21 protein-coding genes and 1 riboswitch are annotated in these 20527 nt (G+C 52.9%); of the genes, 2 read left to right on the forward strand and 19 right to left on the reverse strand.

Annotated features, from left to right (window positions below; translation table 11 throughout):
* The first annotated feature begins 3 nt into the window (after window positions 1–3).
* Complete coding sequence (locus IRJ17_RS22530; RefSeq protein ID WP_242771959.1) at window positions 4–870, forward strand: GNAT family N-acetyltransferase; 867 nt, start codon at window positions 4–6, stop codon at window positions 868–870.
* Between the two features lie 80 nt (window positions 871–950).
* Here IRJ17_RS22530 and IRJ17_RS22535 read toward each other — a convergent pair whose 3' ends face one another.
* From IRJ17_RS22535 to gpr, 15 genes are all read right to left on the reverse strand, one after another.
* On the reverse strand, window positions 951–1937 hold the full coding sequence (locus IRJ17_RS22535; protein ID WP_122964110.1) for a hypothetical protein: 987 nt from the start codon (window positions 1935–1937) through the stop codon (window positions 951–953).
* Entirely contained in the window at window positions 1907–2455 is a 549-nt protein-coding gene (locus tag IRJ17_RS22540) for a sigma-70 family RNA polymerase sigma factor (RefSeq protein ID WP_242771961.1), read from the reverse strand. The genes IRJ17_RS22535 and IRJ17_RS22540 overlap by 31 nt, the downstream gene beginning before the upstream one ends.
* Before the next feature lie 58 nt (window positions 2456–2513).
* Window positions 2514–3524: a methyltransferase domain-containing protein gene (locus IRJ17_RS22545; protein ID WP_122964112.1), complete on the reverse strand. Its 1011-nt coding sequence runs from the start codon at window positions 3522–3524 to the stop codon at window positions 2514–2516.
* Window positions 3521–4327 carry a heme ABC transporter ATP-binding protein gene (locus IRJ17_RS22550; protein WP_122964113.1) on the reverse strand — a complete coding sequence of 269 codons (807 nt, stop codon included), beginning with the start codon at window positions 4325–4327 and terminating at the stop codon, window positions 3521–3523. The genes IRJ17_RS22545 and IRJ17_RS22550 overlap by 4 nt, the downstream gene beginning before the upstream one ends.
* Window positions 4324–5361, reverse strand: coding sequence for a FecCD family ABC transporter permease (locus IRJ17_RS22555; RefSeq protein WP_063231372.1), 1038 nt, complete (start codon window positions 5359–5361; stop codon window positions 4324–4326). The genes IRJ17_RS22550 and IRJ17_RS22555 overlap by 4 nt, the downstream gene beginning before the upstream one ends.
* Before the next feature lie 47 nt (window positions 5362–5408).
* Entirely contained in the window at window positions 5409–6446 is a 1038-nt protein-coding gene (locus IRJ17_RS22560) for an ABC transporter substrate-binding protein (protein WP_173598589.1), read from the reverse strand.
* A 299-nt stretch (window positions 6447–6745) separates the two neighbouring features.
* Window positions 6746–6955, reverse strand: a riboswitch (cobalamin riboswitch).
* A 17-nt stretch (window positions 6956–6972) separates the two neighbouring features.
* Entirely contained in the window at window positions 6973–8064 is a 1092-nt protein-coding gene (locus IRJ17_RS22565) for a M24 family metallopeptidase (protein ID WP_341276030.1), read from the reverse strand.
* Window positions 8065–8249: 185 nt separating this feature from the next.
* The gene (locus tag IRJ17_RS22570; RefSeq protein ID WP_122964116.1) at window positions 8250–9143 is read right to left on the reverse strand and encodes an ABC transporter permease; all 894 of its coding nucleotides are present in this window, start codon (window positions 9141–9143) and stop codon (window positions 8250–8252) included.
* Between the two features lie 18 nt (window positions 9144–9161).
* Window positions 9162–10172: an ABC transporter permease gene (locus IRJ17_RS22575; RefSeq protein ID WP_122964117.1), complete on the reverse strand. Its 1011-nt coding sequence runs from the start codon at window positions 10170–10172 to the stop codon at window positions 9162–9164.
* A 103-nt stretch (window positions 10173–10275) separates the two neighbouring features.
* Window positions 10276–11940, reverse strand: a complete 1665-nt coding sequence (locus IRJ17_RS22580; protein ID WP_122964118.1) for an ABC transporter substrate-binding protein — start codon at window positions 11938–11940, stop codon at window positions 10276–10278.
* Window positions 11941–12068: 128 nt separating this feature from the next.
* Complete coding sequence (locus IRJ17_RS22585; RefSeq protein ID WP_122964119.1) at window positions 12069–13040, reverse strand: ABC transporter ATP-binding protein; 972 nt, start codon at window positions 13038–13040, stop codon at window positions 12069–12071.
* A 19-nt stretch (window positions 13041–13059) separates the two neighbouring features.
* A complete protein-coding gene (locus tag IRJ17_RS22590) occupies window positions 13060–14028 on the reverse strand; it encodes an ABC transporter ATP-binding protein (RefSeq protein ID WP_122964120.1) in 969 nt (322 codons plus the stop codon).
* Window positions 14029–14341: 313 nt separating this feature from the next.
* Complete coding sequence (locus IRJ17_RS22595) at window positions 14342–14650, reverse strand: DUF3679 domain-containing protein (protein ID WP_063231364.1); 309 nt, start codon at window positions 14648–14650, stop codon at window positions 14342–14344.
* A 5-nt stretch (window positions 14651–14655) separates the two neighbouring features.
* A complete protein-coding gene (locus IRJ17_RS22600; RefSeq protein WP_122964121.1) occupies window positions 14656–15834 on the reverse strand; it encodes a stage II sporulation protein P in 1179 nt (392 codons plus the stop codon).
* A 147-nt stretch (window positions 15835–15981) separates the two neighbouring features.
* On the reverse strand, window positions 15982–17082 hold the full coding sequence (gpr, locus tag IRJ17_RS22605; RefSeq protein WP_122964122.1) for a GPR endopeptidase: 1101 nt from the start codon (window positions 17080–17082) through the stop codon (window positions 15982–15984).
* 176 nt (window positions 17083–17258) lie between these two features.
* Here gpr and rpsT point away from each other — a divergent pair, with 176 nt between their 5' ends.
* Window positions 17259–17534, forward strand: coding sequence for a 30S ribosomal protein S20 (gene rpsT / locus IRJ17_RS22610; RefSeq protein ID WP_005833151.1), 276 nt, complete (start codon window positions 17259–17261; stop codon window positions 17532–17534).
* 87 nt (window positions 17535–17621) lie between these two features.
* Here rpsT and holA read toward each other — a convergent pair whose 3' ends face one another.
* From holA to IRJ17_RS22630, 4 genes are all read right to left on the reverse strand, one after another.
* Complete coding sequence (holA, locus tag IRJ17_RS22615; RefSeq protein ID WP_217022443.1) at window positions 17622–18662, reverse strand: DNA polymerase III subunit delta; 1041 nt, start codon at window positions 18660–18662, stop codon at window positions 17622–17624.
* A gap of 53 nt (window positions 18663–18715) precedes the next feature.
* Window positions 18716–18880 (reverse strand): hypothetical protein, encoded by a 165-nt coding sequence (locus IRJ17_RS22620; protein WP_173597418.1) that lies wholly within the window; start codon window positions 18878–18880, stop codon window positions 18716–18718.
* 168 nt (window positions 18881–19048) lie between these two features.
* Entirely contained in the window at window positions 19049–19945 is an 897-nt protein-coding gene (locus tag IRJ17_RS22625) for a hypothetical protein (RefSeq protein ID WP_242771963.1), read from the reverse strand.
* A complete protein-coding gene (locus IRJ17_RS22630; protein ID WP_063231360.1) occupies window positions 19945–20490 on the reverse strand; it encodes an RNA polymerase sigma factor in 546 nt (181 codons plus the stop codon). The genes IRJ17_RS22625 and IRJ17_RS22630 overlap by 1 nt, the downstream gene beginning before the upstream one ends.
* Window positions 20491–20527: the final 37 nt, after the last annotated feature.

The following is a 20527-nucleotide window of genomic DNA, read 5'->3' on the forward strand; positions in this document are numbered from 1 at the left end:
CACGTGAAAAGCACGACCCATCGCCTGCATACTTTGTCTGCCGCTGACATTCCCGATCTGATCGCCCTCTCTGACTCAGTAGGCTGGGACTATGATGAAGCGGAAATTCGCACGATTCTGTCTATTGGTACGGTATTCGGACACAAAGATGACAGTGACAGGATCGTTTCTTCTGCGGCCATTATTGAATATGAAGAAGGGCTGGCTACGATCGGCATGGTTATCGTCCACTCCTCATGCCGCGGGTTCGGGTATGGGCGCGACCTGATGGAAGCCTGTATGAAGGCTGTTTCCGGCGATACGGCCATCATGCTGATCGCCACGCCTGATGGAGAGCCGCTCTACCAGCGACTCGGTTTTGTGACAGCTGCCCACATCCACAAGTTTTTGCGCCGTGGCGATACACCTGTCGTCCCCCCTGCCGCAAAAGCCGTGCCTTATCAAATCGCTTCTATGGAAGAGACGGATTTGGAACGCGTGGTTGAACTCGATCAGGGAGCGCTTGGCAGCCGCCGCTCGCTTTTTGTGCAAATGCGCAAAGCCCAGGCGGCTCGTTGTCTGGTTGCCAAAGATGCTAATGGCACCGTTGTCGGCTACGGCTTTGCTGTCCAAGGCCCGATCAACTTGATCGCCGGGCCGATTGTCGCCCGGGACGCGGACATGGCAATCCAGCTGCTCTGTGCACTGATCCGAAACCACGACGGACAGGTGCGAATCGACGTACCGGATGGACCGGAAGCATTCCTGGCCTTTTTGGAGCAAAACGGTTTTCAAAAGGCGTCGCGGCCACCTGTCATGGTCGCAAATGCCAAAAGCTTGCCCCAGCGCAACGGCAGCTACTTCGCCATCGGGGCGCAAATTTACGGCTAACCGTCTTCGCGCGTGCCAACAAAAAGCGGACCTGCTCCTGTTCGGGCATGGTCCGCTTCTTTGCAAGAAAAGACATCGGCTTACCGGTTGTTCTCAAGCTGTTCCAGCACTTTTGGCGGAAAAAGCTTTTGCAAGCTGCTCATGTATCGGTTACCGTCCTCAGGCATCTGCATATTTTGCACACGGTACTTTTGCCCGTCGTAAACGATGTGAAAAACCATCGGGGCACTGACGCCAGAAGAGTGCAGCGGATTTTTGCTCAACACGTTCACCCAGGCGTAGACTGTCCGGCGCTCTGCATCCGGCGCATCCACGCCGAGCAGTTCCAGAGTAACTTGCCTGTCCGCCGCCATTATGCCCAGCTGCTTGCCTTCTGTCTCCAAATAGTTGCGGATAATCGGTTCCACCAGATCGCGATTGGCTGGCGATATTCCCTTTTTCACCTCGACAAAAACTTGCCCCACGTGTTTTCCCTGAGCCAAAACTTGCAGCTTCCACACGCCCGGATCGGGCAAGGCAATCCCGGTTGGAACATGTCCGGTCGCGTCGTGCAGCGGCCCCATCACCTGGTAGCTGCCAAGCTCTACCCGTTTCCCATCCGTCCTGTAGGCGACGATCTCTACCTGTGACAATCCGCTGCCGTTCAACAGCCAGATGAAGCGTTGCGTCTGCCCTTCGTACAGCTCATTGGGATCGGTCATCGCCCGCACAGGCTTTTCACCAATGTACGAAAAAGTTTGCTCCAGGTAAGTGGCTGAGTGCTGCGGCATCGGCTTCCACAAGTCGGGTGAGGTCAATTGGCCGCCGGGCAATAGTTCAGGCACAGGCTTCCCTGCGCGCTCCCCTTGGCTAGTCGGCCCACTCAGCGAAAAGGACGACCATAGCCAAACGACCAGCAGCAAGCCCGCCACGGGCAGCGCAAACCTTTTCCAGACAATCGGCAGTCTGTCTTTTTGCCTGATCCGCTCGCGCACGCCGTTTTTCATCGCTTCCGTAAAGTGGACGTCGCGCAAAACGGTTTGATCGGCCCTGTCCTTCAAATTTGCGATCCATCGGTTGTCGTCCATTCCCACTCGCTCCCTTCCCCAAGACTCTGCTTCAAGTGTTGCCTCGCCCTGTGCAGACGGGTTCTCGCGGTCCCTTCGGATATGCGAAGGACGTCAGCTACCTCTTTGATCGACAAATCTGCGTAGTAATGCAGGACGATCACCTGACGATACAAGGGCGCAAGCTGCAACACCTCAGCCACGAGCTGATTCCGCTGCTCCTGATGCAGCACGAGGCTTTCGGTGGACAGCTCGCCATCTTTTCTGATCCAGGAGCGAGGGAGGATATGGCGGAATGACCACGACCGCAAATAGCCTTTGCATTCATTGACGGCGATCCGGTATAGCCATGTATGAACGCTGCTCTCCCCGCGAAAACGCGGAAGATGCTGGTACGCCTTCACAAACACGTCTTGGGTAATGTCCTCTGCCAAACTGTGATCCTTGACCAGAAAAGTGACAAGGCGAAGAATCCGCGTCCCGTAGTCTTGCATGATTTGTTCAAAGGCAGCTTCGACAGTCGGCTGCAATTTATCCAAGGGCGCGACCTCCTTCCCGCAAATCCTTTACTGGTTAGATGCAACCGTCCGGATTTTGTTACAGCGAAAGGGCAGAAATTTTTTTGGCAATGATCGTCCAGCGCGTCGCGGCTCCCGGTGCACCCGGCGGCTCCGCAAACGGATAGCCCCCGTGCTGCCAGCGATCCGCCTCGTATTCTTCGGTTTGTTCTGGCAGCTCGCTGTGGTGGCAGACGACATTTTCCATGCTTTGCACGATCTCGTATCCCGCCGCTTCCAAAAGCAGATGCAGCTCTCCCGGCAACAACAGCGCCAGCTCCCGCTCCACTCTGTAGCGCGGCTGTTCCATCTGCTCCAAAAACGTCTCGTACGTCAGCGTGTAACGAAATTTTTGCTCGGCCAAAAGCGTTTCTCCCTCCACCTTTTGGTAAACCATCCGGTCAGGGAAAACGAATTTGCGCTGCATGACGGACCACTTGCTGTTGACGGGCGGAAGCAGCAAGTCAATCGCAACCGTCCCGTTCGCGGTCAAATGCTGTCCGATCACCGCGAGGAACTGTCGCTGCTCCGCTCTACAGGTCGCCTGCTGAAAGATGCCTTCCGGAAGCAGTATGTGCGTGAAGGTGGAATCGAGCTGCAATTCGCGTACATCTTGCTCCACGAGCACGAGCAAATCCTCCTGGTCTTTCAGCATGCGCCGTTTCTTTTTCGTCGCCATCTCCAGCATGTCCGGACTGTTGTCCACGCCGCAGACGGACAGCCCACACCGCGCCAGCTCAATCGCGATCCGCCCCGTGCCTACCCCAAGCTCCAGCACAGACACGGGAGCGAGCTGCGCTTCCTGCATGAGCCAGTTGCGATAAAAGGCGATCCCCGCCTTGCCCGCGAACTGATCGTAGTAAGTGGCTTCCAGCCCGATGTATTTGGCTTCAGGCAGAGGCAGATGCCGCCCTTCTCCCTGCATGCCGCACGTCGTACAGACGGAACCTGCCAAATGTGAAAAAGGCACCCCCGGTGGGACGCCATTTTTCGTATCGCCTAACCATTCATCATATCGAAATTTGCATACTTGGCAGCTGTAAACACTCATAACGCTTTGACCTCCTGTCGGGATTGCTCGTTGCGCAATGCTTCGGAAAAGAAATAGACGTGTTTTTTCCCTGTGCGCGGATGAGTGATTACTTCCGTTTCTACCCCGAACACATCCCGAATCAAGCCGGGTTCCAAAACCTCATCAGGGGTGCCGGAAGCGACCAGCTCACCGTCGCGGATGACGTACAGCCGATCACAGTACATCGCGGCGATGTTGAGATCGTGCAGCGATGAAAACACGGTAATTCCGAGTGTTTTGACCAAATCCATGACTTGCAGCTGATACCGGACATCCAGATGGTTGGTCGGCTCGTCGAGAACGAGAAACTCCGCTTGCTGCACCAGCGCCCTGGCAATCAAGACGCGCTGCTTTTCCCCGCCGGACAAGGAAAAAAAGCTGCGCTCGGCGTAAGCCTGCATCCCCACTCGTTCCAGCGACTCCTCGCAAATGCGGCTGTCGGCTGTCGTATCCGTTTGAAACAGCCGCTTATGCGGTGAGCGGCCCATCATGACGATCTCCATGACCGTAAAGTCAAATTCGACCGAGCTTTCCTGACGAACCACCGCCATGCGCTGTGCATTTTGCCGGGCAGACAGCTGGTACACGTTGTCATCGTCGAGCGAAATCAATCCGCTGTACGGCTTCAACACGCGATAAATGCTTTTGAGCAAAGTCGACTTCCCGCTGCCATTCGGCCCGATCAGCCCGACGAACTCACCGGAGCGGACCGTCAGACTGACGTTGTGCAAAATCGTTTTGTTTTCCAGCCCGACTGTAATGTTCTCCACATTCAGATTCATCGTCCGCTACCTCCGAAAGAATAAGAACTGCGCAGCATCAGCCAAATAAAGAACGGGCCTCCGCACAACGCCGTGATGATCCCGATGGGAAGTTCCTCCGGGGCAAAAGCAAGCCGGGCAATCACGTCCGCCCAGATCAGAAAAATCGCTCCCAGCAAGGCGCTGACGGGCAAGACGCGTCGGTGATCGGAACCGACGATAACCCGCACGATATGCGGCATCATCAAACCGACAAATCCGATCGCTCCGCTGATCGAGACGATCACTCCCGTGAGCAGGGCCGTAATGACCAACAGCAGCTTGCGAAATTGCACCGTGTTGACCCCAAGCGTCCCGGCAGACTCCTCGCCCATCAGCATCGCATTCAACGAACGATACTGCGCCAGCAGCACGATCAGACAAATGACCACGATCAATGTCGGGATGGTCAAATACTCCCACTTGCCGCCCGCGAGACTGCCGCTCATCCAGAACAACACCGAGCGGATGCCGTGTTCGTTTGGCGCAGAGAAAATGATCAGACTCGTAATCGCCGACAAAATCGCAGAAATGGCAATCCCCGCCATGAGCAAGCGCACGGTCGAGTTTTGCCCGCCGATTCGCGACAAAGTAAAAATAAGCAGGATCGAGACAAGCGCCCCTGTGAAAGCGCCAAACGACAGGGCGAATTGTCCGTACATGCTGAATGCTCCGAACAAAATCACCAAAGTCGCTCCAGCCGATGCTCCCGAGGAAACGCCTAATATGTACGGATCTGCCAGGGAGTTGCGAACGAGAGACTGAATCGCAACCCCCACAACAGATAGACCAGCCCCGACAACTGCCCCCAACAGGACACGGGGAAACCGAATATCCCAGATAATTGTCTGCTCTCCTTTTGACCAATCCACTTCGATCCACTGGTTGGTCAGCGGAAGATTCGATAAGGCAATTTTCCACACTGTCGCTGGTTTGATTTCCACCGAGCCGAGTGTTACCGCAAACGTAATCGAGACGAGCAACCCGATCAGCAGGGCAACGATGATGAAGGGCATCTTGATCTTATGCAGGGCCGTTCCCTCCTTAATTAAGCAGCCGTTCTTTATTTGAATTTATCCGGGTACAGTCCTTCGCCGAGGATTTTCAGCGCGATCGGTGCGCGTACCCCTTCGGAGGCTGCGGACAGTGGCAATACAATCAAACGTTTGTTTTGAATCGCTGGCAAGTCAGCCAGTTCCTTTTTGGCGAGCAAAAACTCTTTCTTCTGATCAATCGTTTTGTCGCCGTAATCCACGACAACGATAACGTCAGGCTTGCGGTTCACGACTTCTTCCCAGCTCACGGTTGCCCAGCCTTTTTGAATGTCGTCAAACACGTTTTTGCCGCCCGCCGCCTTGATCAGGGCAGTCATGTAGTTGTTTGCAGCTGTGAACGGCTGATCTTCTCCGCTATCGTACACAAACACGCTGAGCGGCTTGTCCACGGTACCGATTTTGCTTGTCGTTTGTTCCATTTCCGCTTTCATTTTGCCAATCAGTTCGTTCGCCTTGTCTTCCACGCGGAAAATGCGGCCGATGTTTGCAATGTCAGCGAATACGTCGTCAATAGTCGGGCCCGGCTTGTTGGAAGACTCTTGCAGGTACGATTTGACCCCTGCTTTCTCCAACTCCTCCATCGAGCCTACACCTTTATCGCCAAAGGCGCTTTTCCAGCCTGCATACACAAAGTCAGGGTTGGCAGCCATCAGCACTTCTTTCGTCGGGTACTTGTCGGACAGCACAGGCACTCTGTCGTAGTCAGCTTTCAACTCAGGCAAAATTTGATCGTCCAAATACGCAGTCCCGGCCATTTTGTCAGCCAGACCGAGAGCGAGCATAATTTCCGTCACGTGCTGGTTCATGGTGACAGCGCGTTTTGGTGCTTCCGGATAAGTCATTTCGATGCCGTTGTTGACGATTGTCACTGGCTTGTTTTCGCCAGCGGCAGGCTGGGCAGCTTGCTCCGAGCCTGGCTTGGTAGCAGCTTGTTCAGGAGCTGCCGGTGTTGCGGAACCACACGCAGACATGAGCAGCATGATTGCAGTCACAGACGCGAACCAAAATCCTTGCAAGGCCTTCTTTTTCTTAGGTGTTTTATTCATTTGTTTTGTTACCCTCTCTTCTTTTCATGTTCTCTGTACGATGAAAACAATTGCTATGCAAATCGTAATTGTTACGAATTACATCTACACTATACGGAAAGCCGCTCCGTTTGGCAATACAGGAAATGGCATCTCCCCCTCTCCACGTGTTGCTGCCACGATGATACCCATAGAAAAAAGCACCTCCCAGTTTTCCAATCGGGAGGTGCTCGACATACGCAGACATATCTATAGAGCCAGCGTTTGTGGAGCGCCTTTTCTAAAGATTGCTTCTACATCTGTCCCATCCTCGTGGGTCGATTGCAAATGATCTCATGGCAGGTCTCCTGGCTCACGAATCAACATGCCTAGTTCCCTTCCCATTTTTCGTCTCGCGAAAAACAGTGGTTGCTGCGTACTAGGCACTCCTCGTTTACAGTGGCGGGACCGCGCCGGATTTTCACCGGACTTCCCTATTAAGCTGGCGGAACCAAACAATTCCAGCCAGCACCATCAGATTCATATGAAATTGTGTGTTTCGTGATCGTTAGCCAATCACAGTCAGTTGTTTCGGGAACTTGCTCAATACTTCCACGCCTGATTCGGTTACGAGCACATCGTCTTCAATGCGCACGCCGCCTACTCCCGGTACGTAAACGCCTGGCTCGATGGTGAACACCATGCCCGGGCGAAGCGTTTCCTGATTTTGACCATGTACGGACGGATATTCGTGCACATCCATGCCCAAACCGTGTCCCAGTCGGTGCATGAAGTATTCGCCATAGCCTCGCGCGGCAATCAAGTCGCGAGCGGTCTTGTCGAGATGGGCAAAAGTCACGCCTGGACGAACCTCTGCAATCGCCGCCTCATTCGCCGCAAGCACTGTCTCGTAAATTTCGCGCAGTTGTTCGCTGACTTCCCCGACGGCAAACGTGCGGGTAATATCCGAAACGTAACCATCAGCTGCTACGCCAATGTCAAACAGCAGCAAATCGCCTTCCTGCACCTGGCGCGAACCTGGCGTTCCATGCGGCAATGCCGATTTTTCGCCTGCCAGTACCATCGTGGAAAAGGATGGGCCATCTGCTCCCAGACGCTTCATCTGAAATTCCAGTTCCGCGACAATCTCCATTTCGGTCTGACCGACTTTGAATTTTTTCAACGTCTCGCCAAGCGTATCTTCGATCAGTTGAACCGCATTTTTCAAACGGGCAACTTCATCTGCCGATTTGATCAGGCGCATTTCACGAAGCGGTTCTTCCACATCGGTGTAGCTCTGCGCACCGACGGCTTGTCCCATGGCTTCGAAGCGTTCTACCGTCATGTGGCTTTTCTCGATGCCCAGCTTGGACAAGCCCGCTGGCAACGCCTGCTTGAGAATCTCGTACGGATTGTCCGTATCCGTATGTGTAAGAATCGTCTGAACAAACGATGCTGCCACCGCCGCTTCCCGATCAAGGGCAGGCACAATCAGCGAAGGCTCGCCTTGGGCCGGAATGATCAGCCCCATAAAACGCTCGTGCGGATCAGTAAAAAACCCGGTCAAATAGTAAACATGCTTGGGAGAAGTGATCAATACCGCGTCTAACTCATGGTTTGCCAAAAAATCGTGCAGCTTCGAAATACGCTCCTGGAACAACTGCGTCACCTTCTCTTTCGACAATATTCTACCCCTGAGAATACCATTTTCCTGCCTAAAAAAGAAGAGAGAAGCGGAAAATTCTCTCATGAATCCTCCAGCATATGCCCAAAGAAAATAAGCCAGCAGACGCGAAAAAAGGGGCAGCCTGGACGCTTGTGTCCCTACTGCCCTTCGCACTACAACTAATTTTTCATCCGTGGATCAAGCGCATCCCGCAAGCCGTCGCCAATCAGGTTGAAGCCAAGTACGGTCAACATGATCGACAGTCCGGGAAAAATAACCGTCCACGGCGCTTTTTGAATGTATTGACGGGAATCGGAAAGCATTTTCCCCCACTCAGGCTCCGGTGGCTGCGCACCGAGTCCAAGGAAGCCGAGTGCCGCCGCTTCAATGATCGCAGTAGCAATCCCCATCGTCCCTGTCACGATGATCGGAGCCAGGCTGTTCGGCAAAATGTGCTGCATAATGATCCGGGAATCTTTCATCCCGATCGCGCGCGCCGCCATGACGAACTCTTCTTCCTTCAAGCTGAGAACCCGCGAGCGAACCAGACGTCCAAAAGTCGGAATGTTGATAATGGCAATCGCCAACAGCGCGTTTTGCAAAGACGGCCCCAAAATCGCGACAATCGCAATCGCCAACAGGATGCTTGGGAACGCCAGCATAATATCAAAAATGCGGGAGATCAGCGTGTCAATCCATTTGCCGTAAAATCCGGCGAGCAAGCCGAGAATCGTTCCGGCGACGACCGAGCCGATGACGGAAAAGGTGCCTACCCACAAGGAAATGCGCGCCCCGTACACGACGCGGCTGAACACGTCCCGCCCGTTGTAATCCGTTCCAAACCAGTGCTCCCCCGATGGCGGCTTGTTTTTCATGACCAGCTCGCCTTCATCGTAAGGATACGGCGCGATCATCGGAGCAAACACAGCGACCGCCACGAAAAACAGGATAATCGCCAATCCGACCATCGCCAGCTTGTTCTTGCGCAACGCCCTCCACGCTTCCCGCCAAGGAGAGACTACTTCTTCATCTTTTACTTTCCAGGTCACAGTCTGTACGTGAGTTTCTGCCATATCTCCTTTGTCCCTCCTCTAGCGGTATTTAATGCGCGGGTCAATGTAAGCATACAGAAGGTCGACCAAGAGATTGATCAGTACGAAAATCGTAGCGATCACCAAGATGCCGGACTGGATCACCGGATAATCCCGGTTTCCGATGGCTGTGAAAATGTAGCGGCCGACGCCGGGCCAGCCAAAAATCGTTTCGGTCAGCACCGCTCCCCCCAGGAGCAAGCCTGTTTGCAGACCAATCACCGTCAACACGGGAATCATTGCATTTTTCAATGCATGCTTGTACACGACCCAGAACTGCGCCAAGCCTTTTGCCCGGGCTGTTCTGACGTAATCCGCACGCATCACTTCCAGCATGCTCGATCGGGTAATCCGGGCGATAATCGCCATCGGAATCGTTCCGAGAGCCACTCCGGGCAGGATCAAATGCTTGACCACTTCCCACAGCTGATCCCACTGTCCAGCCATAATCGTGTCCAGTATATAGAACTGCGTAATGGCCTCTACAGGATTACGCGAATTGTCGCGACCAACGGATGGCAGCCATTTCAGTTCTTGCGCAAAGAACCATTGCTCCATCAAACCTAGCCAAAAGATTGGCATTGAGACACCGATCAAGGCGATCAACATCGCACAGTAGTCAAACCAGGAGTTTTGCTTCCACGCAGACAAAATTCCTGCGTTCACTCCGATAATCACAGCGAAAAGCATGCTGACGATCGTCAGCTCGGTAGTAGCGGCCAAATACGGCCCGATTTCTTGCGTGATGCTTGCTCCGGAATGCAGGGAAACTCCCAAATCTCCGGTGATGATTTGCTTCAAATAGTCAAAGTATTGAATGTACCACGGATTGTTCAAGCCTAAAACTTCCCGTAAATCTTCAATCGCTTTCGGACTTGCTTTCTCTCCCAATATGGTCAGAGCCGGATCACCTGGGATGGCACGGATGATGGAAAATACGACGATGGACATGCCCAGTAGAACGGGGATGAGCATAAAAATTCTTCGGATGCTGTAGGATAGCAATGCCATCTCCTCGCTTTCCTTACAAAAAGATAATGGCTAGGTGCAAAAAGAAAGGGTAAGAAGAGGTTTTCTCCTCTTACCCTGCTTGGCTTTCACATTCCATCCGGTTTTACTGGAAGTCAACCTTTTCCAGACTCTCGGAGCCTTTTGGATGCGGCTTGTAGTTGATGATGTTCGCTTTGGCAGCCAATGCTGGCGTAGAGTGAGCCAGTGGCACCATCGGTACGTCCTTGAAGATCAGCTCTTGCACTTGCAGGTACAGCTTCTCGCGCTCTTCCTTGGTCGTAGCGGACTGAGCAGCCATCAAGAGCTTGTGCGCATCTTCGTTTGCCCAGCGCGTACGGTTGTTTCCGCCGATGTTGTTTTTATCCAGCAAAGTCGCCAGGAAGTTGTCCGGGTCGCCGTTGTCGCCGGTCCAACCGAGCATGAACATTTCTTGCTCGCCTGCTTTTGTTTTTTCCAGGTAAGTCGCCCATTCCATCGTCACGATTTCAGCTTCTACTCCGATTTTTTTTAGGTCTTGCTGGATTGCCTCGGCAATTTTCACGCCATCAGGCATGTACGGACGAGCAACTGGCATTGCCCAGAACTTGATTTTGAAGCCGTTCGGGAAGCCTGCTTCGGTCAAAAGCTGCTTCGCTTTGTCAATGCTAAATTCACGATCCTTGATGTTGCCGTTGTGGCCCCAGATCGATGGTGGCATTGGGTTCACAGCCGGTTGGCCAAGTCCTGCAAAGAATGCTTCGATGATAGCTGGCTTGTTGATCGCGTATGCGAGTGCTTCACGAACTTTTGGATTGTCGAGTGGCTTTTTCTCCACGTTGAAACCGACGAAGCCGATGTTCATGGATGGACGCAGGATCAGTTGCAGATCCTTGTTGTCTTTTACCGTTTGCGCGTCATCCGGGTTCACACCGTCCATCATGTCGATTTCGCCAGAGGTCAGTGCTGTCAAGCGAGCCGTGTTTTCAGGGATAACCTTGAACACGAGTTTGTCGAGTTTAGGGAAACCAGCGTTCCAGTAGTCAGGGTTTTTCTCCAGCGTAATGGTGTCATTGCGCTTCCACTCTACGAACTTGAACGGCCCGGTTCCTACCGGATTTTCGTTGAATTTCTCAGGTCCCATATCCTGTACCGCTTTTGGCGAGGCAATCGCGAAGCAGGACATGCCCAGGTTTTGAATGAATGGCGCGAGCGGGCGGTTCAGGGTGAACTTCACCGTTTGCGCATCTACCGCTTCTACAGACTTGATGACATGGTTTTCGTCGCCTTTGTAGCCGCCGAACATGTCGTTGTAGTATTCGAAGCCTTCTTTGTTATGTTGCGGATGGCTCTTGTCGCTCCAGCGCTCGAAGTTCCATTTTACGGCTTCTGCATTAAAATCGGTGCCGTCATGGAATTTGACTCCACTGCGCAAATGGAAAGTGTACGTCAAGCCGTCCGGAGAAATTTCCCACTTTTCCGCCAGAGAAGGAACAACTTCTGTGCTTTCTTCGGCGTAACCTACCAGTGTATCGAACACGTTTTCCGTCACCTTGAACGATTCGCCATCGGTTTGAGCGATCGGGTCGAGACCGACTGTATCGCCGCCGCGGCCTACGATCAATTGCTTAGGCCCCGATTTGGCTGGCTCAGGTGCTGGAGTCGCTGCCGGAGTTTCTGTCTTTGGCTGTTCTGCCGGCGCTTGTGTCGTTTGAGAACCGCTGCATCCAGCAAGCAACATGCCCAGAGCCAACAGGCTGGTCATGGCTGCGGAGAGAACTCTCTTCTTCATGAAAACATCCCCCTCTTCTAAAATGAAAGCATGTTACATTAATCCATCATCATCCGTGTCGCTCCTGCCTCGCATCCCCCCTTTAAAAAGGCTTCCTTTTCATCAGGCGGTCATCCTCGTGTGCGGCTTTACTGTTTGTACAGATGACAGGCCACAAAATGTCCATCACCCACGTCCTGAAAAGCGGGACGAGTTGAGCGGCATTCTTCTGTCACGTGGGGGCAGCGAGTATGGAACGTACAGCCGCTCGGCGGATTCGCCGGGCTTGGCACGTCACCTTGCAAGATCACCCGTTCCCGTACATCATCCGGGTCCGGAGTCGGCACCGCAGACAATAGTGCTTTTGTATAAGGGTGGAGCGGGTTCGAGTAAAGCTGTCCGCTCGTCGTCAATTCGACAATTCGGCCGAGGTACATCACACCCACCCGATCGCTGATGTGACGCACCACGCTCAAATCATGGGCGATAAACAAGTAGGTGAGGCCCATTTCCTTTTGCAAATCTTGCATGAGATTGAGCACCTGCGACTGAATGGACACGTCAAGCGCGGACACAGGCTCATCCGCTACAATCAGCTTGGGGTTGAGCATGAGCGCTCTGGCGATGCCGATCCGCTGGCGTTGCCCGCCGCTGAACTGGTGCGGGTAGCGCCTCGCGTGGTAGCTGCTCAGCCCCACGACTTCCAGCATTTCCTGCACTCTTTTTTTGCGCTCGGAACTCGTCCCGATTTTATGTACGACAAGTGGCTCTTCCAGAATCTTCTCAATATTGTGACGAGGATTCAGAGAGGCGAACGGATCTTGAAACACGATCTGCATATCGCGCCGCATTTTGCGCATCTCATCTGTGGAAAGTGCTGTAACGTTGACACCGTCAAACGTGATTTCGCCTGCGGTAGGCTCAATCAGCCGAAGCAGCGAGCGTCCCGTCGTGGACTTGCCACAGCCGCTCTCTCCGACCAATCCGAGCGTCTCCCCGCGCTTGACGGCGAACGAGACATCATCGACGGCCTTCACCACACCTACTTCCCCGCCCAGGACGCCACCTGTGATGGGATAATACTTTTTCAAGTTTTTTACGACGAGTAGTTCTTCTGTCAACGGGCATGCTCCTTTCGGGTTATTCACTCAGCCAGCAGCGGGAAAAATGGTTGTCTCCTACCGCTTTGAGCTGCGGCATTTCGCTGCGGCAAAGGTCTGTCGCCTGATCACAACGAGGTGCAAAGCGGCATCCGACCGTGAGCGAGCCTGGGATCGGCACATTCCCCGGAATCGAGTAGAGCCTTTCCTGCGACTCTTCCAGCTTCGGCAAGGAATTGAGCAGCCCTTTTGTGTACGGATGTTTGGGCTTTTTCAAAATGGTGCGGACATCCCCTTCTTCGATGACATTGCCCGCGTACATGACGACAACTCTGTGGCACATTTCGGCAACCACGCCCAAGTCATGGGTGATGAGCAAAATCGCCGTCTGCGCTTCCCGGTTGAGCTGCCGCATCAAGTCGAGAATTTGCGCCTGAATCGTCACATCGAGAGCCGTCGTCGGCTCGTCCGCAATCAAAAGCTCCGGATTACAGGCCATAGCCATGGCAATCATGACACGCTGTCTCATCCCGCCGGAGAGCTGGTGCGGGTATTCATCGACAATCGCTTCGGCTCGCGGGATTCCCACTTTTTTCAACATGTCGATGGCGCGATCCCGCGACTGTTTTTTGCTAGCCTTTGTATGTAATCGAATGGCCTCGCCGATCTGATTCCCGATCGTGAAAACGGGGTTCAGAGATGTCATCGGCTCCTGGAAAATCATCGCGATTTCATTTCCGCGTATGTCTCTCATCCGCTTTTCATTGGCTGTTACGAGGTCTTCCCCTTTGAACTTGATTGTTCCCCCGACGATTTTTCCCGGCGGATTGGGCACCAGCTTCATGACAGACAGGGAAGTGACGCTTTTTCCACAGCCTGACTCGCCGACTATGCCCACTACTTCTCCTTTGTTAACCGTGATCGTCACGCCATCAACGGCAGGGATTTGGCCGCGGTCCGTGAAAAAGTGCGTTTGCAGGTTTTCAATTTGCAGGACAGGATCTGACACGTGGCTCACCTCTCTTACCGATATATTCAGTAGAAAAAGATCTATCAGTAGACATTATGCCATTAATACAATTTTTTGGCAACACAATAAATTCTAACTATTATATTTTTACTGACTATATAGAATATTCTCCTTCACCTTCTCCATTTCCTTCCAGAAAATGTTTTTGAAGCCCACATCTCAGACACAGTCTGCGTTATGCCGTTTGGGACATCTTGTCCGAGCCTGTCCATGCGCACAAAAAAAGCCCGTTTTGGCGGGCCTTTTGTCACTGGGGCTTTGTACACCCCTTCTTTTTGCGCGTAAACAAAATCTATGGCTCGAAAAAACTTCCTACCCAATCGACAAACATTTGCGCACCGTTTTTGATGCTGTCACCCAGTGTCAGTCCCACCCGGCTCACGTAATTGACCATTTTCTCCGGCCCGGCAGTCTGGACCTGCTTGCCCATCACCGCGATTTCCATCTGGCCTTGATCCACTTTTTTGATGTAAAAGGTTTGCGCCTTTTCTTCCGGCACACCGCTTACTTTGGATATGCCCCGCTCCGCCGTTTGCAGCCCAAGCACCACACCGATCAAAAGGACGACCAAAAGCCCCGTCAGCTTCACCGTCACGTTCATGCCCATCACCTCTTCGCAGGCTCTTGCGATTCCGTTTTGCTTACCTTCTCAGCCTGCAAGTAATAAGCGGCAAAAACATCGGCCAGCGCCTCCGCCGTATTCAGGCTTTCCTGCAACGTATTTCCCGTTCCACCTATTTCCATTAACATGCTTCCCGAAGAGATGGACTGATTATACTCGCCGTGATCGGTTTTTCCGCCTTTTTCCATCACTCCGCGTGACAGCTCAGGGTACATTTTCTCCATCAGATTGTGCAGGTCTGTCGCAAACGCTTCGTTCTTCTCGTAGCTTTTGTTGCGCTTGCCGATGACGAACATGACTCTTGCGTATGTTTTGCCTTTGATCGTTACGGTAGTAGTTTCGCGCGGAGCCGTGTCGCGGTGCAGGTCGAAAAAGTAGTGCAGCTCGCGATTTTTTTCCACGGCAGCCTTGACCACCTGCAACGATTGGGCGTATGACAGGGCGTAGTCCATTTTCTTGTTCAACAGTTGCTGGTAAATGTCGTCCTTGCTAACCTCCGAGCCGATCCCCCGCTCGTTCAGTTCTTCGCTCAGACGCTGGCTGACCAAAGAGATGTTTCGCGTAGGATGATCGACAGCCGTTCCTACAGGCTTTGTCTCACTAAACCACGACTCGCGGTTGTGCGAATTGTAGACGAACACGATTTTCTTGCCGCCTGTCGACACCGGCTTTGCTACCGGAGCCGGAGCGGGCTTCTCTTCTTCCTGCTTCGCCGCTTCTTGTGTCGCTGGCTCTACAACCGGAACGAGCTGGGAAGTATCCGCCACTCGCGTTGGGTACTCTACGTAAAAATCAGCCAACGACGCACCTTTTCCCTGAACGACAAAGCGGGCGTCTTCTGTCGTTACCATCCCCGGCAGCTCTCTGCCAAGCAGACTGCGCAAATCTCCGGGTTGAATGTTCGTCGCGAGCTGAAAAAGAAAGCCCGTCACGCTGTTGGATCTGGCATCGCCCGAAGCTTGCACGGTGGCAGACAACGCTGGAATCTCCTGCCCCATCCAGTTGAGTATCGCCAGGCTCGATATATGCGAAGCCGCCTGCTGGATGGCGGAGGAGGTGATTGCGAGGCGATTTCCTCCCAGCGAAAACACACCCGTCATGACGAACAAAAAAGCGGTTATGAATGAAAGAACAGCGAATTGGCGTTGGACTAGGGTCGCCATCAGTCTCACTCCTCTGGCTGTAGCATGGACAAGCACGCATGCTCTCTTTCACGCTTGTCTATGCTTTAGCCTATGAGCCTCATAGAGACGATAGAACCCTTTTCTAGCTCAACTCTCCCAATCTAGTTATTTTCATCCTTCGACCGTCTAGTGAGTGTAGGCGGCGCTATTATCTTCATTCACAGCCTGATGCAGAGATCGATTCAAGCCTGTGGCAATCACATTGGCAACTCCTTCAATGAAGTCATCCACTTCTTTTGGCGTGACGACCAAATCTTGCCCCAGCGGCCGCAGCACCTCGTGGATCAGTTGCCGCTTTTCTTCTTCCGGAAGCGATCCGACCAGCCCCATGAACGTCTTGCGTGATTCCATATCAGGCAGATCATCCTCGGTATACGGTTCCTTGCGTTCGGGAACGGTACTCAGCGACAGCTTGTTGAACGCTCGCTTGCTCTCGACCATGGATTGTCCAAAATGCCCGAGCAAATACGTAATCGCGTCGTTGACGATGGTAGAAGCAAAAACAACGGTCGGCACTCCGACCGCAATGACCGGAATCCCGAGAGTAGCCTGATCAATCGATTTTCGCTTGTTGCCCACGCCTGAGCCGGGGTGTATGCCCGTGTCGGATACTTGAATCGTCGTGTTTACGCGATGCAGAGCGCGAGAGGCCAGCGCATCGATACAGATGACGAAGTCCGGCTTGCTTTTTTCTACGACCCCAAACACGATCTCGCTCGTCTCGATCCCGGTAATGCCCAAAACACCCGGCGACAGGGCACTGACCTCGCGATAGCCTTCACCCACTGTTTCCGGCGCCAGCTTGTACAAGTGGCGTGTAACGAGCAGATTTTCCACCACCATCGGGCCGAGCGCGTCCGGGGTCACATTCCAGTTGCCGAGCCCCACGACGAGCGCTTTCTTGTCTTTCGTGATCCCCATCTGTTCCAGAAAAGCGGCAAACTCCATCGCGAATCGCTTCGCCACTTGCTCTTCTATGGAAGTATCGTTGTCGCGCAGCTTTGGTACTTCCATCGTCAAATAGCGCCCCGGCAGCTTGCCGATTTGCTTGCCTGCCGCTTCGGTCTGCACGTGCAGTCGCGTCACTTTGATATTCGGCTCACTGTCGTCTGCTTGCAGCCAAATGCCTTCGATGTTGCTTTCGTTTTGCTGCTGGGCCAGCTCGTGCGCCTCCACCGCCAGATCGGTTCGAATCGAGTAGCCTGACAAATCAATGTTGTGCGCCATGTTCCATCGACTCCCTTCACGAAGTAAAAACGGCCATGACCGTTTTCTTCCTGCTACTAGGTTGCTTGAATCCTTTATTTTTATTCCGAATCCTTTCTTGCAAATGGTGTTGGCGCATGCTAGAATTACTTTGTTGTATGACTGTATGTCTATGGTCGTCTAAGGAGGTGACACACATGCCAAACATTAAATCCGCGATTAAACGCACCAAAACAATCGAAAAGCGCCGCGCACACCGTGCTTCTCAAAAGTCTGATCTGCGCACTTCCATCAAGAGCTTTGAGAAAGCTGTCGCCGCTTCTGATGTAGCATTGGCGAAATCCACTCTTCTGGTGGCTGTGAAAAAGCTGGACAAGGCCGCTTCGAAAGGTCTCATTCATAAAAACGCAGCAAACCGTCAAAAGTCTCGTTTGATGAAAAAGCTCAACGTTCTGAGCGCTCCTGTAGCGTAAGAGACCAGCCAAAAAAACCCCGCGAACAATTTGTTCATGGGGTTTTTTTATTGGCTTATTGGCTTATTGGCTTATTGGCCGTTGGCACTACCCGGTCGTCCGCTGCCGCTCTGCATGCGCCCGCGCAACAAACAGCTCCAAGGCAAGCCGCTTGTCCACTTGTCCGGACTTCATGCGAAAATCTTCTTCCGCCAAAATGTGCAGCAACTTTTTCAACGAGTCCTCCGAAAAATGCCGCGCCTGCTCCATCGCTTTTTTCACCGCGTACGGATGCATCTTGATCATCCCGGCCATTTGCTGTTGCGAGTAACCGCGCGGTGCCAACTGCTTGACATGCAAAAGCATGCGGAACTGTCTGGCCAGCAAGGCAATCAGCTTGATCGGCTCCTCGCCTGTCTTCATGCAGTCGTACATCATGCGCAATGCCCTGTCCAGCTTGCCTGACGCTACTTGCTCAATCAGCCCGAACACATCCTGCTCCAGCGTCCGTGCGCCAAGCATTTCGATTATCTCATCCGTAATGCTTCCCCCGACTCCTACATACAAGGCCAGCTTCTCCACTTCCTTGTCCAGAAGCCGCAATTCTTGCCCTACGCGTTCCACCAGCTTCATCGCCTGCTGACGTCCGATTTTTGCCTGGTACTTATCCGCTTGCCGTTCCACCCAACCGTACAAGTCAGCATCTTTCAGCAACGGAAACGGAATGACTTTTGCTTTTTGCTGCAGCGTTTTGACGAGCTTTTTCCGTTCGTCCAGCTTCTCTGACTCCGTATGTAAAATCAAGGTCGTATACGGAGGCGGATTTTGCAGATACCCCAGCAAGGCATCCGGATCGCTTTCCACTTTTGTCTGCGGCTTGCTCCCCGTCAAAAAATAAGCCTGTCTGGCGATAACCAGCCGATGCTCGCCCAAAAACGGCAACGTCTCCGCGTCTTGCAAAATGTCTGTCAGCCCTGTCTCCGTGCAATCGTATACGCTCATGTTCAGATCGCGAAACTGCGGATCAATCATCTGATTTTTCGCCAGTGTCAAAAATTCTTCGGCCAGAAATGCCTCCGGGCCATACAACACATAGACCGGCGAAAATTGCTTTTGCCTGATTTCCCGAATCGCCGAGAGGAGTGGCATGCCTGTTCCCTCCCTTTCCTTGCTCTTTCCTGCGTAATTATAGCACAAAACGCTCACCGTGGTTTGCTGTTCGTTGCTCCAGGCACAATCAATCGGCCGCCTGCTTTTTGCGAGCCTGCAACCGCGTTCATCGGTGCAGGAGATGGCGAACCAGCCGCAAGCAGCGATTTTGAACAGAAAAAAACCGCTACCTGTTCGGTCGGCAGCGGTTTTTCCATCCGTTGGCACCTCTATGTAAACGTTCAGGGAAAAGCCCCGGGATTCCTCCTCCCCAAACGGTAAGCAGGGGGTGCTTGATAATGTACTTTACGCACGAATCCCCTTAGTGGTGCCAGTCCCGTTTGAAAAACCACGTTTGCATGTGCAAAGCAGGAGAGACCTTTTTATCAATCGTCGTTCTCTTTATTGCTCTCCCGCTCTTCCTGCTTGTTGTCTTTCTTGTTGTCTTTCTTGTTGTCTTTCTTGTTGTCTTTCTTGTTGTCTTTCTCCTCGTCCTTGTCCCCGTCATCTTTTTCACGCGCAGACTTGTTGTCATCTTCGTCCGATTTCTCTTCCAGTCCAACCGGGAATGACGGTGGCTTATCCTCTGTCACTACTACAGGCTTTGGAACATTTGCGGGCGCTTTATTTGGCGGAGTCGCATTAGCAGCAGGCGGCTTGGCAGGTGGCTTATACTCGGTCTTTGCTGGTGGTTTGTGTGTTTGTTTCTTCGGTGGCGCCTTTTCGGACTTCTTCTCCTCTTCCTTTTTATTCAATGGAGATGGATTAGTGCTTGGAGTAGGAGCTTCCGGGCCGTAAACAACCGGATCTTTCGTCACGACAGGCGGTGTGCTGTCCGCACCATTTTGAAACGCATCCGGCTGCAGCGGCTTTTCTTCACTCCCCGAAAACAGCACGCCAACCAGCAAGCAGGCAGCAACTGCCGTACTGCCAATACCAGCCAGCCACACTTTCACTCGCTTCCACTTTTTGGATTCCGCCAGGGAAGACGACTTGCGCTTAACTTCGAGAGTAGGCAAGGATTCCTCTAGCACAGCAGATTGCACAACCGCAGGCTTCGCTGCGGCGGATTCCAGACGCGGCAGAATCGAATCTACAATGCTGATTGAGGGTACGACAGGGGGCAACTGCTCTAGCTTTTGCGACACAGTTTTCAGACGGTTGTACATAAGTTGCAGGTCAGCATCTTTTTGGATGAGGTTGCGCAGCACTTGCTGTTCTTGCACTGACAAATCCCCATCCAGATCCCGCTGCATGCATTCCCAAATTTCTTCGTTGGTCATCAACCGATCCCCCCTTTCTGGTAGTCGTACAACAGTTCCTGCAACTGTTGCCTAGCCCGAAACAAATACGATTTTACCGTGTTAAGCGGCAAATCCAATGCTTCCGCGATTTCCTGGTAAGACAAGTCTTCCAGATAGCGGAGAACTACTACCATCCTGTACTGCCTAGGCAGTTTTCCGATGGCTTCCTGGATGTCGTTTGACAGTCCGGTGAGAAGGATTTCATCTTCTACGTTGTTTCGATCAGGTATGATCAGCTCGTGTTCGTCGATTGAGACCGTTTCCTTCTTCGCGCGAAATTTATCCATACAGACGTTGCTGACGATGCGTTGTACCCAGGTCGAAAACTTCGCCTTTTCCTGATAAGTGTCCAATTTTCGATAAATGCGTATGAGCACTTCCTGAGCCGCATCGAGCGCGTCCTGTTCATTTCCCAGAATGTAATAAGCGCTTCGGTAAACGGAGGTCTCAATGGATCGAAGCAGCTCGACAAGCGCATCATGATCCCCGGTTTGCGCCAGCCTGATCAATTCTGCTTCCTGCATAATCTCCTCTCCCCCCTACAGACGGGTCGCTCATATA

Origin of the sequence: Brevibacillus parabrevis (assembly GCF_022701015.1) — a bacterium.
Classification (GTDB): Bacteria; Bacillota; Bacilli; order Brevibacillales; family Brevibacillaceae; genus Brevibacillus; species Brevibacillus parabrevis.